Genomic DNA, 15,221 nt, shown 5'->3' with positions numbered 1-15,221 from the left:
GGGGAGACGCGTTTCGGGCTGGTTCCTCGCCGGCATGTCTGCGTGCGTACCGCCGGTGCGGGCGCCCTTCACCGCGCCCCGGTGCACTGCCCGCTAGGCTCGCGGAGGTGACCGACCCCGCACCTGATACGCGCGCCGACCCCGCGCACCTCACCCACGTCGACTCTGCCGGGGCGGCCCGGATGGTCGACGTCTCCGCCAAGCCGGTCTCGGTGCGCCGGGCCGTCGCCGCCGGCCGGCTGCGTACCACGGCCGAGGTGGTCGAGTTGTTGCGCCGGGACGGGCTGCCCAAGGGCGACGCCCTGGCCGTCGGCCGGATCGCCGGCATCATGGGCGCGAAACGCACCCCGGACCTGATTCCGCTCTGCCATCCGATCGCCCTGCACGGGGTGACCGTCGACCTGGCGCCCGGCGACGACACCGTCGAGATCACCGCGACGGTCCGGACCGCCGACCGGACCGGCGTCGAGATGGAGGCGCTGACCGCCGTGGCCACCGCCGGGCTCGCGCTGATCGACATGGTCAAGGCCGTCGACCCGGCGGCCTCGATCGAGGGGGTACGCGTGCTGCGCAAGGAAGGCGGCAAGACCGGCGACTGGACCCGACCGGCGGACCGGCCGTGATCCGGGCGAGGGTGGTGGTCGCCTCCAACCGGGCGGCCACCGGCGTCTACGCCGACACCAGTGGCCCGCTGCTGGTCGAGGGCCTGACGAAGCTCGGCTGCCAGGTCGACGAGCCGGTGGTGGTACCCGACGGCGACCCGGTCGGCGCCGAGCTGCGCCGCGCGGCGGCCGAGGGCGTCGACGTGGTACTGACCAGCGGCGGTACGGGCATCAACCCGACCGACCGGACTCCCGAGGTGACCCGGGCACTGCTCGACTACGAGATCCCGGGCATCGCCGAGGCGATCCGGGCGCACAGCCGGGACAAGGTGCCGACGGCGGCGCTCTCCCGTGGCCTGGCCGGCGTACTCGGCCGGATGCTGGTGGTCAATCTGCCCGGCTCCACCGGCGGCGCCAGGGACGGACTCGCCGTACTCGGGCCGATCCTGGGGCACGCGGTCGACCAGCTCCGCGGTGGCGACCACCCGCGCACCGACTGAGCGCACCGACTGAGCGGCGAGGGACGCGTACCGGCTGAACTGCACGGCGGAGCGTCGGGTCGCGACGATAGGCTCGTATGGTGAACGTGAGGAGCGTGCAGCAGCGGGCCGGACGCGCGGCGGGTGGGTCGACGTGAGCACCGAGACCGTCGTGGCGACCGATTCGTCGACCGTACCGCCGACGCTGGGCTGGGTGCAGGCCCGGTCCCGGGTCTACGAGGCCGGCGTGGCCGCCGCACCCGAGCCCGTCGAGCTACCGGTCTCCGAGGCGGACGGCCAGACCCTGGCCGAGCCGTTGACCACCCTCACCGACCTGCCCGCCTTTCCGACGTCGAGCGTGGACGGCTGGGCCGTACGCGGCGCCGGGCCGTGGCGGATCGTCGGCCGGGTCCTCGCCGGGAGCACGCCACCGCCGCTCACCGGGGACGGCACCGCCGTCGAGATCGCCACCGGCGCCATGCTGCCGGAGGGTGCGGCCGGGGTGCTCCGGGTGGAGGAGTCGACGCGTACCGCCGACGGGTTGGTCGCCGGCACGCTGCGGGCGGCGCCGGAGTGGCGTGCCCCGGGCGAGGAGGCGCGGGCCGGTGAGGAACTGTTGCCGGCCGGTACCCCGGTCGACCCCGGTGTGCTCGGGCTGGCCGCGTCCTGCGGCTATGACGCCCTACGGGTCCAGCGGGCGCCCCGGGCCGCTCTGATCATCTTCGGTGACGAGCTGCTCACCGCCGGCCGTCCCGGCGCCGGCCGGGTACGCGACTCGCTCGGCCCGGCCGTCCCCGCCTGGCTGCGCCGGTACGGCTGCACCATCAGCGCCGCCGACGTGGTCGGGCCGGTGGCCGACACCCTGGAGGCGCACGTCGAGGCGCTCCGCCAGGGGCTCGGCACCGCCGACCTGGTCTGCACCACCGGCGGCACCATGCACGGACCGGTCGACCACCTGCACCCGGCGCTGCGCGAGTTGGGCGCCGAATACGTCGTCAACACCGTGGCCGTACGCCCGGGCTTTCCGATGCTGCTCGCCCGGGTGACCGGGCCGGACGGCCGGGTCCGGTTCGTCGCCGGGCTGCCGGGTAATCCACAGTCGGCGATCGTCGCGATCGTCTCGCTGGTCGCCCCGCTGCTGGCCGGGCTGCGCGGCCGGGTGATGCCGGAGCTGCCCCGGGTGACGCTCGCCGAGCCGGTGGCCGGGCGGGGCGACTACACCCATCTGGCGCTGGTCCGGGTCGACCCCGCCGACAACACCGCCACCCCGGTCCGGCACGTCGGCTCGGCGATGCTGCGCGGGCTCGCCGGGGCGGCTGGGTTCGCCGTGATCGCCCCGGGCGGCAAGGGCGAGCCGGGGGACCGGGTGCCGGTCGTACCGCTGCCGTTGCTGCCCGGCGAGCGCCCCCAGCGAGGAGTGTGAGATGAGCGTACGCAGCGAGCCGGCCGTGGACAGCGGAGTCGTGCCGGCCGTGGACAGCGGAACTGTGTCGCCCGTCGACGGCGGAGTCGTGCCGCCCACCGGCCGGCTGCACACCGCGGTCGGCACCGCCCCGCTGGACGTGGCCTTCCACGAGTCCGTGGTCGCCGACGCCGCCGCCGGTGCGGTGGTCTCCTTCCAGGGCGTCGTACGCGACCACGACCACGGTCGCTCGGTGCTCCGGCTGGAATACGAGGGCCACCCGAGCGCGGCCGAGGTGCTCCGGGAGGTGGCCGCCGAGATCGCGGCCGATCCGGACGTACACGCGGTGGCGGTCTCGCACCGGCTCGGCCCGCTGGAGATCGGCGACGTGGCCCTGGTGGCGGCGGTGAGTACCGCGCACCGGGCGGCGGCCTTCGCGGCCTGCGCGCGACTGGTCGACGAGGTCAAGGCCCGGCTACCGGTGTGGAAGCGGCAGCTCTTCGCCGACGGTACCGAGGAGTGGGTGAACTGCCCCTGACCGGGGGCGGGGGCGGTTGCGGCGCGAGAACGCCGTGGCGGCCCGCCGGCCGTCACTCGGACGACCGACGGACCGCTCCGTCAGCGCTGGCTGGCGAGCCGGCGGTCGAACCGGGTGTGTTCGACGTAGAACGCCGGCTCCGCACCGGGCCGCCACGGAAGTGCGGCGACCAGCAGGATGATCGCCAGGGCCAGGGAGTTCTCCATCAGGGCGCCGAAGAAGCCGTCCTGGTAGTGCGACACCTCCGGCAACTGGTGCTCGTACGGCCAGATCGGTGAGATCAGGAAGAGCAGGTAGAGCCCGACCGCCGCTACGCCGTGCCGCAGACCGGTCAGGGTGGGGAACCAGATCGGCGTGCGCAGCCCGCTCGTCCCGATCGGGCCGGCGCCGGCCGTCGAGAGTGGACCGCGTGGCCCCGGCCCCCGGCTGGCCGCCCGGCGTCGACTCGCGGCGTCGGCGAGGATCACGATCGCCGGGATCACCCAGACCAGGTGGTGCGACCAGGAGATCGGACTGATCACGCTGGTGGTGAGCCCGACCAGGGTGAAGGCGGTCAGCTCGTCGCCGTCGGCGTGCGAGTGCGAGGCGCGGGAGAGCCCGAGCGCCAGCAGCAGCATCGCGAACGCGAGCCAGAGCAGGGTGGGGGTCTCGATCGAGTCGTACAGTCGGGCGAGCACCCCGGCCAGCGACTGGTTCGGCGTCATGTCGGCCGCGCCGACCCGCTCGGTCTGCCAGAGCACCGACATGAAGTAGGTGGTCGACTCGCGACCGGCGATCGCGAAGGTGCCGACGGTGACGGCGATGCCGGTGCCCACCGCGGTCATCGCGGCCCGCCACTGCCGGGTGATCAGCAGGTAGACGACGAAGAGCGCCGGAGTGAGCTTGATCGAGGTGGCCAGGCCGATCCCGACTCCGGCCCAGGCGCCGCTGAAGAAGAGCCGGCGCAGCGGCCCGTCACCGGCGGTGATCCGGCTGCCGCGCCGGGCCCGCCAGCGCAGCGCCACCAGGTCGGCCATGACGAGACCGAAGAGCAGCAGGTTGACCTGGCCGTAGCCGAGCGTCTCCCGGGCCGGCTCGAGGGCGACCGCCATCGGTACGGCGAGGCCCAGGGTGAACCAGAGCGACCAGCCGAGCCGGTCGGTGATCGGCTTGAGTAGCGCGGCGAGCACGATCGCCAGGGTCGCGACGCTGGCGACGATGTTGAGCCAGCCGGCGAGGCCGAGCGGGATGGCCGCCATCGGCAACATGACCAGGCCGGCGAACGGTGGATAGGTGAAGCCGAGGGTGGTCCTGGGTGCGATGAAGTCGTATAGCTCGTGTCCGCCCGCCCACCAGACCACCGCGCCGTGGTAGATCTTCATGTCGAAGAAGTTGTACGGCCGTCCGAACGTGGCGATGGCAAGCCACGCGGCGTAGCAGACGACGGCGACAATGCCGATCCGTACGACTGCTCGACGGTCGATTCCACGAGCAAAGCGGCGGACTGGGGCGAGGCGGCCTAGCCGTCTTTCGACGGTCGCCGGCATGGCGTGGCCACCCCCGTACCAATGTCGGTCTTCCGCCCAGGTCCTCCGAGGAGCCTAGAACGGTGGGTCACTCGAATGCCTCCTGCGTTATGCGACCGTGTCCGATCCCACACTGGTTCGCGACATTTCCACCGCGTTAACGCAGGGAGTGCGGTTCAGGTGATTCACAGCCGCTCAGTCAGGTGAAACTAGCATATGTCCGGCATGGACCGTGGGCCGATCGGCGATCCCGACACCGCCCCGCAACCCCGGAACCGACCCTCCCCGACCGCGCCCAGCGGGGCCGATCAGCGACTCAACCAGGCAGTTTCCGAGCCGCCGTCGCGGAGCGTACGGCAATCCGCGCGTCCCGGCGGGCGCTGCGCACCGCCCGGCGTACCCGTCGACGGCCGCCGCCCACGGCGCGGCTGGTCCGCCAGCCCAGGCCGGGCCGGCCCTCGGTGTCGGCCGCCGCGAGCAGCAACCCGCCCATCAGCCCGAGATTCTTCATGAAATGGATCTGGTGTGCCTGCCGCTGCGCCGGGTCGTCCTGATCCCAGAACGGGTGCCCGGCGATGGTGGTCGGCACCAGCGTACCGGCCAGCAGCGCCGCGGCCGGCCGGGTGAAGTGCCCGGTGGCCAGCAGCAGCCCACCGAGGAGCTGGGCGGCCCCGTTGGCCCGGACCAGACTCGCCGGATCGGTGGGGATGTCCTCGTGGATGCTTCGCAACAGCGGCGCGACCCGGTCCGTCACCGGCTTCGCCCGGTCCACGTACGGTTCGGGGTTCGCCACGGCGCGGGCGCCGCTGACCACGAACATCGTGCTCAACAGGGTACGGGCCACGGTGCGTACGGGTCTCATGGGTCAAGTCTTACCCGTTCGCGCCGTCTTTCACCCGTCGAAGTGAGAGACTGGACGGCGCGGTCGCGGTACCGTCGCGAGCTGTGACGACTGTGCGGCTCCGCGCAGAGGGCCCCGCCGACGCCGTGGCGATCCGCCAAGTCGTGGCCGAGGCGTTCGCCAGCCCGGACACCCGGCTGCCCCCGGAGGTGCAGCTCGTCGAGGCGCTCCGGGTCAGCGATGCCTGGCTGCCCGAGCTGTCCATGGTGGCCGAAGTCGACGGCGAGCTGGTCGGTTACGCCCTGCTGAGCCGGGTCGAAGTGTGGCCGGGCGGAGTCCCTGCGCTGGCGCTCGGCCCGGTGGCGGTGCGGCCGGCCCGGCAGCGCCGAGGCTACGGCCAGGACGTCGTCCGGGCCGCGCTCGACGCCGCCGCCGAACTCGGCGAGCGCCTGGTGGTGGTGCTCGGCAATCCCGCCTACTACCGCCGGTTCGGCTTCGAGCCGGCCGCCCGGTTCGGGCTGACCAGCCCCTGGTCCGGGCTGGGCGCTCCGTGGCAGGCGCTGGTGCTGTCGTCGGTGGACGGCTCCGACGACCCGGTGCCGAGCGGCGAGGTGACCTTCCCGGCGCCCTGGTCACAGGTTTGAGGCCCCGCCGGCCCCGTGGGTGGTGCCGGTCGCGGGGTGTCGAGCGGTGCCGGTCAGGCCGGCTGGGTGCGCAGGTACCGGCCGAAGTGCGGGACCGTGAAGGCCACCGTGCCGCGCTCGCCCGAGTAGATCAGCCCCTTCTTGATCAGCGCGTCCCGGGCCGGCGAGAGGCTGGCCGGCTTGCGCCCGAGCGAGCGGGCGATCTCGGCGGTGGAGACGGCGGCGTCCATGTCGTCCCGGGGACCGCCCCCGGTGCCGTCGTCGCCGTCCGGCGCCTCGACCAGGGAGAGCGCGGCCATCGCCCGCATGTATTCCCGCTCGGCCGGAGTCGCCCGCTCGAAGCGGGAACCGAAGAACCCGACCGCCAACTCGGCCTCTGCCTCGGGCGCGGCGACCCGGACGTCGGCGGCGGTCACCGGTGACCGGGGCGCCGAGTCCCAGGTGGCCTTCCCGTACGCCTGGACGAAGTACGGATAGCCGCCCGACTTCTCGTAGAGCAGGTCGAGCGCCTTCGGCTCGTAGTCGACCTGCTCGCGGGCGGCGGGGGCGCAGAGCGCCTGGTCGGCGGCGATCCGGTCCAGCCGGTCGATCCGCTGGTAGCGGAAGAGCCGCTCCGAGTAGGACTTGGCGGCGGAGAGTACGGCCGGCAGGTGCGGCAGCCCGGCGCCGACCACGATCAGCGGCGCGCCGAGCTGGGACAACTCGTGGCAGGCCGCGCAGAGCCCGGAGACGTCCTCGGGGCCGAGATCCTGCATCTCGTCGAGGAAGACCGCGACCCCGGTGCCGACATCGGCGGCGACCTCGGCCGCGTCGGTGAAGAGTTCGACCAGGTCGATCTCGATGTCGCCGGAGTCCGCCCGCCCGCTCGCCGCCGGTACGTCGATGCCGGGTTGCCAGCGGTCCCGCAGCCGGGTCGCCCCGGCGCCCCGCCCCGCTCCGGCCGGCGCCGAGCGCAGCGCGAACGCCTTGAGTACGCCGAGGAAGTCGTCGATCCGGTCGGGTGCCCGGTGCCGGGGCGCCAGCTCCCGGATCGCCATGTGCAGGGCGGCGGCCACCGGGCGGCGGATCGACTGGTCCGGCCGGGCCTCGATCTTGCCGGTACCCCACAGCCGGTTGATCGCCTGGGAGCGGAGCGTGTTGAGCAGTACGGTCTTGCCGACTCCGCGCAGGCCGGTGAGGACGAGACTGCGTTCCGGGCGACCTCGGGCGATCCGCTCCAGCACGATGTCGAAGACCTCGAGTTCGCGCCCCCGCCCGGCGAGTTCGGGCGGGCGCTGGCCGGCTCCCGGCGCGTACGGGTTGCGGACCGGATCCACGTATCGCACGCTATCGGGCCTTCTAGCCAGGGCGCTAGACATCCGTAGACCGGTGTATTCGTGTCGCGCCCCGGTGGCGGAGGCGGACTGGTGGCGCTGTCGTGGTCGCGGGGCCGGGGTTCGGCTGAGTCGTCCGTCGCGGGTCGTCGTGGCTGGTTGTGGGTCGTTGTTTGCTGGTCGTGGGTCGTTGTTTGCTGGTCGTGGGCCGTCGAGCAGAAACTAGGACTGTCTAGCGTGGATGCTAGACAGTCCTAGTTTTGCCTACCGAAGCCGATCGGTGCTGGTCAGCGCCGCTTCAGGCAGAGTACGAAGTCGCCCAGGTCCACCGGGCCGTCCTCGACGTAGTTGGCGTCCGCCTCCGGCGAGCCGAAGATCGGGTCGTCCTTGCACTGCTTCGGGTCGGTGGTGAACGGGATCCGGGACAGCACCTCGTAGGTGTTCGGTCCACACGGCACCTTGCGGAGCTCCGGGTCGTCGTCGGTACCGTCGTTGACCACGCAGTCACCCTTGACGAACCGGTCCGACGAACTCGACGGCGTGCTGGCGGGGCCACTCGGGGTCGACTGCACCGAACTGGTCGGAGCCGGACCGGGAGCCCCGATGTCCGGGCCGGAGTCGTCGCCGGACTGGTCGACCAGCCACCAGATCCCGCCACCCACGCACACGCAGAGCAGCAGCAACACGATGCCGCCGACGATGAGGGCGATCTTCAGCCCACCACCGGACTTCGGCGGGGCACCGGGCGGGCCGAGCGGCGCACCCGGCGGTCCGTACGGCGCACCGGGCGCACCGGGAGTCCCGTACGAAGTGCCTGGGGGCTGGTACGGACCGCCGCCGTACGGGGCGCCGGGTGGGCCCGACTGCGGTTGGTCGGTCGCGCCCGGGTACCCGGGCTGGTGGGCCGCCCCACCGCTGGACGGCGGCTGCCCCCACTCGGGGCTCGGTCCGCCGCTGGATGGCGGTTGGCCCCATGCCGGATTCGGTCCGCCGCTGGATGGCGGCTGTCCCCACTCCGGACCCGCACCGCCGGTGGAGGGCGGCTGTCCCCATGCCGGATTCGGTCCGCCGCTCGACGGTGTCTGCCCCCACTCGGGACTCGGTCCGCCGCTGGACGGCGGTTGGCCCCACGCCGGATTCGGCGCGTCGCTCGGCTGTCCGTGCCCCGTGCCGACCGGCGGCGGATAGCCGGCAGGCGGGTAGCCCGGAGTCGGCGATGGCGATGGCGGCGATGGCGGCGGCGGATAGCCGGTGTCCGGGGGCGGCGGATAGCCGGGGCCCGGGGGCGGGGTTCCCGGTGGTGGAGGCGGATTGCCACCGGCCGGCGGGCCGGACGAGGGGGACCGGTCCGGGTCTTCGGGCTGCCGTCCGGCAGGCGTTCCGTAGATCGACATACTTCTCCAGGGTCGGGCGCGCGCTCCGACTGCGGTACGGAACCTGGGATGGCTGGCGCAGGGGTCGGGGTGGGCGCGGGTCGTACGCGGTAGGTCGCTCGAACCTCCGCTCATCTCGTCGGAGTACCGGGTGGCGGCACCCCGAAAGCTATCGTTTCCGAAGACAGAGCACGAAGTCCAGTTCGTCCAGCTCGCTATTGAAGAAGTAGAAGTTCGTGTAGTTCTGCACCTGGGCGCATTTGGCCTTCGCGTCCGGGGCACCGGTGGTGACGCCGTTGTAGCGGGCGAGTACCTCGTAGGTCTGCGGCGCACAACTCGTGATCGCCAGCTTCGGCGCCGCCTCCGTACCCTCGTTTCGGACGCACTGACCGGCCTTGACGAACCGCGCGTCGGTGGACGGCGAGTCCGGTGTCGCGGGCGCGGTCGTCGGCGCCTGCTCGTCCGGCACGTTGGCCTGGCCGGTCGGCTCTTCGGTCTGTTCGGTGGCCGGTGGCTGGGCGTCCGACGGCGTCTCGTCGCGGCCGAAGAGGTAGACGCCGACCGCCGCGCCGCCGAGGACCAGCACCGCCAGCCCGACCAGGACGGCGACGAACGCCCGGTTGCCGCCACCCTTCGGCATCGGGTCCGGTGTCGAGGTGGACCACGACGGGTCCGGGGCCGGCGTCGCCCACACCGGGTCGGCGTCGGACGTGGTCCAGCCGCCGGCCGGCGCGGCGTACGGCGTGGGCCCGCCGGAGTGGTGCGGTGCCGGAGCGTGGCCGACGTCGTGTCGCCGGGTCGGTGGATAGCCGGCGCCGGGCGCGCCCGAGGTCGGCGCCGCGCCGGGACCGGCCGGCTCGGGATATCCGGCCGGATAGCCGGGGTGGCTGACCGGGGAACCGGGGCCGCCGGGCGGCGCCGACGGCTGCGCGCCGCCCCAGTGCCCCGCGCCGCCCGCCGGGTCCTGATCGCCCCAGGGGTCGACGGGCTGGCCGTACTCGTCGGTGGTCTGCCGGTCCGGGTCGTTCCACGGCTGCGACGGACCGGGGTACGGTCCGCCGGGCGGTCCGTAGTTGGCCATCGACTGTCCTCCTGGTACGGATCGGTGAGAGGCTCGACACTCGCCTGGGACGAGCCTGCTGTGGCCACCGTAGCGTGACCCCCCGATGAGTCCACCTCCCGGAAGTGCGCCAACCTCGCCGACCGGGGCCGCCCCGATCGGCCCGGAGCGCGCCACCCCGGTCGGCTCGGAACGCGTTACTCCAGGCGACTCGGAACGCGCCACTCCAGGCGACCGGTCGGAGACGGCTTTCGGTCCGGTGGACCAGCCCGCCGTGTCGACCGGACCCGCTCCGGGCCCGCCGACCCGCTCGGCGCTGATCTGGATCGCGCTGGGCATCGTCTACCTGGTCTGGGGGTCCACCTACCTCGGCATCCGGGTCACCGTGGAGACGCTGCCACCGCTGTTGTCGGCGGCTGCCCGGTTCGCGGTCGCCGCCGGGGTGCTGGCCGTGGTACTGCGGCTGTGGCGGGGACCCGGCGTACTGCGGGTGACCTGGCGGCAACTGGGCAACGCCGGGCTGGTCGGCGTACTGCTGCTGGCCGGCGGGAACGGGCTGCTGGTGCTGGCCGAGTCGGGGCCGCCGTCGGTCGCGGTCTCCAGCGGGGTCGCGGCGCTGCTCGTAGCCGTGGTGCCGCTGCTGGTGGTGGTGCTCCGGGCCAGCACCGGCGACCGGCCCAGGCTGGCCACCCTGCTCGGGGTGAGTGCCGGCTTCGCCGGTCTGGTGCTGCTGGTACTGCCGGCCGGAGGCGCCGGCGCGGCCCCGATCGTCGGGGCGCTGACCGTGGTCGGTAGCGCCGTCTCCTGGTCCGTCGGCTCGTTCCTCTCCGGCCGGCTCCGCATGCCCGGGGACCCGTTCGTGGCCACCGTCTACGAGATGCTCGCCGGCTCGGCGGCGCTGGCCGTTGTCGGCGTCGCCCGGGGCGAGACGCAGGGCCTCGACCTCGGCGCGGTCACCACCCGCTCGTGGCTGGCGCTCGGCTACCTCGCCCTGGCCGGCTCACTGGTGGCGTTCACCGCGTACGTCTGGTTGCTGCACCACGCGCCGATCTCGCTGGTGGCGACGTACGCCTACGTCAACCCGGTCGTCGCGGTCACCCTCGGCGCGCTGCTGCTCGACGAGTCGGTGACCGGGCAGGTGCTGCTCGGCGGTGCGGTGATCGTGCTCGGGGTCGCCCTGGTGGTCTCCACCGAACGCCCACGCACCCGCCCCGCGCCCCGGGCACGGACCGGCGCGACCCGGGGGCAGGACGAGACGTGACGCCGGGCGTGGTGGCGGCGGCCGGACTCCTCGGAGTCCTGCTCGGACCGCTGCTGCGCCGACAGGTCTTCCGGTACGCCGTACCCGCACCCGCCGCGCGGCCGGCTCCGGAACCCCGCCCGGCCCGGTCCGACCTCGCCGCTCCCGAGCACGGCGCCCACCTCGCCCGTAGAGACGACGGTGTCGACCTCGCCGGTCGGGGGGACGGTGCCGACTTCGGGGGGCCGGAGGATCGTGTCGGGCGGGCCGGCCGGCGGAACTGTCCGCACTGCGCGGCGGCGCTCGGCACGCCGAGCCGGCGCAACCCGCTCGGCGTACTGCGGCCGACCGGGCGCTGTCCGCGCTGCCGGGGAGCGGTCGGCCCACGCGCCGGGCTGGTCGAGGCCGTCGCCGCAGCCGTGTTCGCCGCGCTCGCCGCCCGGATCGACGGGGTACTCCCGTTGCTCGCCTACGCCTGGGTCGCCGGCTTCGGCATCGTGCTCGGCTTCGTGGACGTGGCGGTGCGACGGCTCCCCGACCGGCTGACCCTGCCGGCGGCGGCCGGTCTCGCCGGGCTGCTCGGCGCCGCCACGCTCACCTCCGGCCAGTTCGGCCGGTACGCGGTGGCGGCGGCCTGCGCGCTGGCGCTGGCCGGGGCGTACCTCGGGCTGGTCCTGCTCTCCCCCGGCGGGCTGGGGCCGGGGGATGCCAAACTCGCACTCGGGCTCGGCTTCGCCACCGGCTGGTACGGCGGGAACACCGCGCTCTCCGGCGCACTGGCCGGCCTGCTGCTCGCCAGCGGGTACGCCGCCGTGCTGCTCCGGCTGCGCCGGATCGGCCGCCGCGACCACCTGCCGCACGGCCCGGCGATGCTCACCGGCACGCTCGGCGCCGTGCTCCTCGCCGCCTGAACCAGGAACGACACCGCACGTCCACGATGGCGCTCAGAGCAGCCGGAGTTGGCGGTCCTTCGGGCGTCGGGGTGCGTTGTCGCCGAGCCGCTCGAAGAGTCCGGCATCGATCGCGTCGAAGAACGGCGATGGTACGCAGTCCCGCTCCTGGCCGTGTCGCAGCCGCCGGGCGACATGGCTGAGGTAGAGCCGGTCCTGTGCCCGGGTCAGCCCGACGAAGAAGAGCCGGCGTTCCTCCGCCACCTCCTCGTCCGTCGGCGTCGAGCCGGGCCAGCGCAGCGGCAGCAGCCCGTCCTCGCAGCCGGGCAGGAAGACCACCGGGAACTCCAGACCCTTGGCGGCGTGCAGGGTGAGCAGGGTGACCGCCTCGGCGCGCGGGTCGAGCGCGTCGACCTCGGCGCCGGTGGCCAACTGGGAGAGGAACAGCTCCAGGTCGTCGCCGCAGCGCCGGGCCAGCGGGGTGAGCAGGTCGGCAGCCGTCCAGATGTCGTCCGGGCCGATCCCGCCGGTGGCGTCCAGGGTCGGGGTGGCGTGCCGCTCGGCGAGTACCTGCCCGGCCAGGCGTACCCGGGCGGCGATCGAGCCGCCGAGGCCGTCGGCGTGCCGTAGTTCGCGGGCGATCACCGAGACGCCGGGCCGGTCCCGCAGCCGGTTGTGCGAGCGCTTCTGCACCGGGATGTTCGCCCGGGCCAGCGCGTCCAGGATCGGGGCCGCCTGGGCGTCGGTACGGTACAGCACCGCGATGTCGGAGAACGACACGTTGCTGGTCCGGCCGTCGATCCGACCGGAGTCGAAGGAACGGTGTGACAGCCCGCCGACGAGTTCGTCGACGGTGCGTACCACGAAATCGGCCTCGTCCGCGACGGACGCCGCCGGGTAGCGGCCGACCAGCGGGGCTTCCGGGTCGAGCCGGGCCGGGTCCAGCCGGCGGCCCCGGACCAGCGTGGACGGCGCGATCGCCTGCCCGGCGGCGGCCAGGATCGGCGCCGACGACCGGTAGTTGCGGGTCAGCCGGACCAGCCGGGCGTCGACGAAGTCCTCCGAGAATCGCAGGAAGTACGCCACGTCGGCGCCCCGGAACGAGTAGATCGCCTGGTCCGGGTCGCCGATCGCGCAGAGGTTGCCGTCGGCCGGGCTGAGCAGCCGGAGCAGTTCGTATTGCGTGGCGTCCACGTCCTGGTACTCGTCGACGAAGATCCACCGCCACCGGTCCCGGTAGCGCGCGACCAGCTCCGGGTCGTCGCGCAGCAGCGTCACCGGCAGGCTGACCAGCTCGTCCAGGTCCACCAGGTCCTGGCCGCGCAGCAGTTTCACATACGTGGCGTCGTCGTCACCGGCCTCGGCCCGCGCGGTCGCCCGCTCGGTGTCGTCGGCGATCCGGAAGTCGTCCGGCAGCCCGGCGGCCCGGGCGTTCTCCCGCAGGACGGTCAGGCCGAGCGAGTGGAAGGTACCGACGGTGACGTCCTCGGCGACCGGCCCGAGCAGCCCGTCGAGCCGGTGCCGCAGCTCCTCGGCGGCTCGCCGGGTGAACGTGATCGCCAGGCAGTGCTCCGGATAGACGTTCAGCTCGGCGCAGAGGTACGCGATCCGGTGGGTGAGGGTGCGGGTCTTGCCGGTGCCGGGGCCGGCGACGATCAGCAGCGGCCCGCCCGGGGCGGAGGCGGCGACCCGCTGCATCGCGTCGAGCCGGTCGAGCAGTCCGGTGCCGACCTCCTCCATGCCGGCGAGCATCGGCTCGAAGGGCTCGTGCGGGGATGGCGGCGGGGCGAGCGGCGGTGCCGGCTCGGCCGGCGGGGTGGCGACCCGGGGGCGGCGGCGCGGCTCGGCCGCGGCGTCGGGCGCCGGCGGCCCGGGCCGGCCGGCCCGGGCCGGCGCCTTCGGCTCCGCGGGCGGTCGCTGTCGCGGCACGGGCACGTCGAAGAGCGCGTCCGCGAAGAGCGTTTCCGCCTGCCCAGCGCCACCCCGGCCAGCACCGCCGGAGCCGGAGGACAGCTCACCGGGCTCGAAGAGGGTGATCACGCCGTACTCGCCGTCGTAGCCGGGGACCCGGCGTACCTGGCCGCGCCGGAGTCGGGTGATCGCCTCGGCGAGCAGTTCGCCGCCGACCCGGCGGATCTCGTCGACCGGCGTGACGGTGAGGATGTCCAGCTCGGCACCGAGACCGGCGACCAGGGTGTTGAGCTGCCCCTCCACCGTCTTCGACTTCGGCCCCACCTTGTTGATCTCACCGAGGATCTCGGCGAGCTGGATCAGGTGGGTGACCTGCGGCGCGTTCGCCGGCCGGTGCCCGTCCGGCCGGTCGGCCAGATCCTCGACCCGGCTCAACACCCCGACCGTGAGCGGCTTGCCGCACTCCGGGCAGCGCCCGCCCGCCTCCCGGGTCCGCTGCGGTTCCCAGTTGACCCCGCACAGCCGGTGCCCGTCCGCGTGGTACTTCCCCTCCTCCGGGAAGAACTCGATCGTCCCGGCCAGCCCGTCCCCGCTGCGCAGCGCCGCCCGTACGGCGTAGTAGTCGAGTTCGGTGGCGAAGACGGTCGCCTCCCGGGCCAGGGCCGGCGGGGAGTGCGCGTCCGAGTTGGAGACCAGCCGATAGCGGTCCAGGCTGGACACCCGCCAGTTCATCTCGGGGTCGGAGGATAGCCCGGTCTCGACCGCGAAGATGTGCTCGGCGAGGTCGGCGTAGCAGTCCGCGATCGCGTCGAAGCCGGACTTCGAGCCGAGCGCGGAGAACCACGGTGTCCAGATGTGTGCCGGGACGAGATAGCCGTCCGGGCTGGCCTCCAGGGTGATTTCCAGCAGGTCCCGGGAGTCCAGGCCGAGGATCGGCCGCCCGTCCGAGCCGATGTTGCCGATCCGTCCGAGCGTGCTGTTGAACCGGGCCACCGCGTCCAGGTCGGGCAGGTAGATCAGGTGGTGCACCTTGCGGGTCCGGTCGTCCCGCTTGTAGATGGTGGAGATCTCCACACTGAGCATGTAGCGCATCGGGCTCGCCTCGGCGACGCTCGACAGCCGGGGCGGCAGTCGCCGGGCGATGTCCCGCTCCGCCTCCGGGCTGAGTCGATAGAGCCCCGGCTCGGCCGGGTGCAGGGACTCGCGCAGGTGTTCGTACCAGGCGGGGTGGGTGAAGTCACCGGTGCCGAGCAGGCTGATCCCCTTGCGCCGGGCCCACCAGGCGAGGTTCGGCATGGTGAGGTCACGGCTGCACGCGCGGGAGTATTTCGAGTGGATGTGCAGGTCCGCGACGAAGGGCACGGCGGCGGAGGGGGAGCCGTCAGCGGGTGCGGCGCGCAACGGAGACACGCCGCATCCTGTC

General features: G+C 73.6%; 13 protein-coding genes. 7 read left to right on the top strand and 6 right to left on the bottom strand.

Annotated elements, in window-relative coordinates; translation table 11 throughout:
- Positions 1-107: 107 nt before the first annotated feature.
- The 4 genes from moaC (at position 108) to Pma05_RS22645 (ending at position 3,021) form a co-directional block, all read left to right on the top strand.
- On the top strand, positions 108-623 hold the full coding sequence (moaC, locus tag Pma05_RS22660; protein ID WP_275414736.1) for a cyclic pyranopterin monophosphate synthase MoaC: 516 nt from the start codon (positions 108-110) through the stop codon (positions 621-623).
- Positions 620-1,102 (top strand): MogA/MoaB family molybdenum cofactor biosynthesis protein, encoded by a 483-nt coding sequence (locus tag Pma05_RS22655; protein ID WP_203859460.1) that lies wholly within the window; start codon positions 620-622, stop codon positions 1,100-1,102. The genes moaC and Pma05_RS22655 overlap by 4 nt, the downstream gene beginning before the upstream one ends.
- Positions 1,103-1,235: 133 nt before the next feature.
- Positions 1,236-2,504 (top strand): molybdopterin molybdotransferase MoeA, encoded by a 1,269-nt coding sequence (locus Pma05_RS22650; RefSeq protein WP_203859459.1) that lies wholly within the window; start codon positions 1,236-1,238, stop codon positions 2,502-2,504.
- A gap of 1 nt (position 2,505) precedes the next feature.
- Positions 2,506-3,021 (top strand): molybdenum cofactor biosynthesis protein MoaE, encoded by a 516-nt coding sequence (locus Pma05_RS22645; protein WP_203859458.1) that lies wholly within the window; start codon positions 2,506-2,508, stop codon positions 3,019-3,021.
- An 80-nt stretch (positions 3,022-3,101) separates the two neighbouring features.
- Here the strand turns inward: Pma05_RS22645 and Pma05_RS22640 are convergent, their stop codons facing one another.
- Both Pma05_RS22640 and Pma05_RS22635 read right to left on the bottom strand, forming a co-directional pair.
- On the bottom strand, positions 3,102-4,547 hold the full coding sequence (locus Pma05_RS22640; protein WP_203859457.1) for a glycosyltransferase 87 family protein: 1,446 nt from the start codon (positions 4,545-4,547) through the stop codon (positions 3,102-3,104).
- Between the two features lie 295 nt (positions 4,548-4,842).
- Positions 4,843-5,388: a DoxX family membrane protein gene (locus tag Pma05_RS22635; protein WP_203859456.1), complete on the bottom strand. Its 546-nt coding sequence runs from the start codon at positions 5,386-5,388 to the stop codon at positions 4,843-4,845.
- Between the two features lie 83 nt (positions 5,389-5,471).
- Here Pma05_RS22635 and Pma05_RS22630 point away from each other — a divergent pair, with 83 nt between their 5' ends.
- Entirely contained in the window at positions 5,472-6,011 is a 540-nt protein-coding gene (locus tag Pma05_RS22630; protein ID WP_203859455.1) for a GNAT family N-acetyltransferase, read from the top strand.
- Positions 6,012-6,064: 53 nt separating this feature from the next.
- Here Pma05_RS22630 and Pma05_RS22625 read toward each other — a convergent pair whose 3' ends face one another.
- The 3 genes from Pma05_RS22625 to Pma05_RS22615 all read right to left on the bottom strand — a co-directional run bounded on the left by Pma05_RS22625 (position 6,065) and on the right by Pma05_RS22615 (position 9,778).
- Complete coding sequence (locus tag Pma05_RS22625) at positions 6,065-7,327, bottom strand: ATP-binding protein (protein WP_203859454.1); 1,263 nt, start codon at positions 7,325-7,327, stop codon at positions 6,065-6,067.
- 284 nt (positions 7,328-7,611) lie between these two features.
- Positions 7,612-8,010, bottom strand: coding sequence for an LppU/SCO3897 family protein (locus Pma05_RS22620; RefSeq protein WP_239312885.1), 399 nt, complete (start codon positions 8,008-8,010; stop codon positions 7,612-7,614).
- Between the two features lie 856 nt (positions 8,011-8,866).
- Complete coding sequence (locus tag Pma05_RS22615) at positions 8,867-9,778, bottom strand: LppU/SCO3897 family protein (RefSeq protein WP_203859453.1); 912 nt, start codon at positions 9,776-9,778, stop codon at positions 8,867-8,869.
- Between the two features lie 253 nt (positions 9,779-10,031).
- Here Pma05_RS22615 and Pma05_RS22610 point away from each other — a divergent pair, with 253 nt between their 5' ends.
- Both Pma05_RS22610 and Pma05_RS22605 read left to right on the top strand, forming a co-directional pair.
- Positions 10,032-11,018, top strand: a complete 987-nt coding sequence (locus Pma05_RS22610) for an EamA family transporter (RefSeq protein ID WP_239312883.1) — start codon at positions 10,032-10,034, stop codon at positions 11,016-11,018.
- Positions 11,015-11,908 (top strand): prepilin peptidase, encoded by an 894-nt coding sequence (locus tag Pma05_RS22605; RefSeq protein WP_203859451.1) that lies wholly within the window; start codon positions 11,015-11,017, stop codon positions 11,906-11,908. Before Pma05_RS22610 ends, Pma05_RS22605 begins: the two co-directional genes overlap by 4 nt.
- 33 nt (positions 11,909-11,941) lie before the next feature.
- Here the strand turns inward: Pma05_RS22605 and Pma05_RS22600 are convergent, their stop codons facing one another.
- Entirely contained in the window at positions 11,942-15,208 is a 3,267-nt protein-coding gene (locus Pma05_RS22600; RefSeq protein ID WP_203859450.1) for a UvrD-helicase domain-containing protein, read from the bottom strand.
- Between the last annotated feature and the right edge of the window lie 13 nt (positions 15,209-15,221).

It is taken from the genome of Plantactinospora mayteni (assembly GCF_016862935.1).
Lineage (GTDB): Bacteria > Actinomycetota > Actinomycetes > Mycobacteriales > Micromonosporaceae > Plantactinospora > Plantactinospora mayteni.
Note: the sequence above shows the minus strand (reverse complement) of the source record. Positions and strands in the feature narration are given on the sequence as shown.

Excerpts from the sequence above, each read along its gene's own strand:
- Pma05_RS22645 (WP_203859458.1), top strand. The coding sequence starts at position 2,506 with ATGAGCGTACGCAGCGAGCCGGCCGTGGACAGCGGAGTCGTGCCGGCC.
- Pma05_RS22640 (WP_203859457.1), bottom strand. The coding sequence starts at position 4,547 with ATGCCGGCGACCGTCGAAAGACGGCTAGGCCGCCTCGCCCCAGTCCGC.
- Pma05_RS22635 (WP_203859456.1), bottom strand. The coding sequence starts at position 5,388 with ATGAGACCCGTACGCACCGTGGCCCGTACCCTGTTGAGCACGATGTTC.
- Pma05_RS22615 (WP_203859453.1), bottom strand. The coding sequence starts at position 9,778 with ATGGCCAACTACGGACCGCCCGGCGGACCGTACCCCGGTCCGTCGCAG.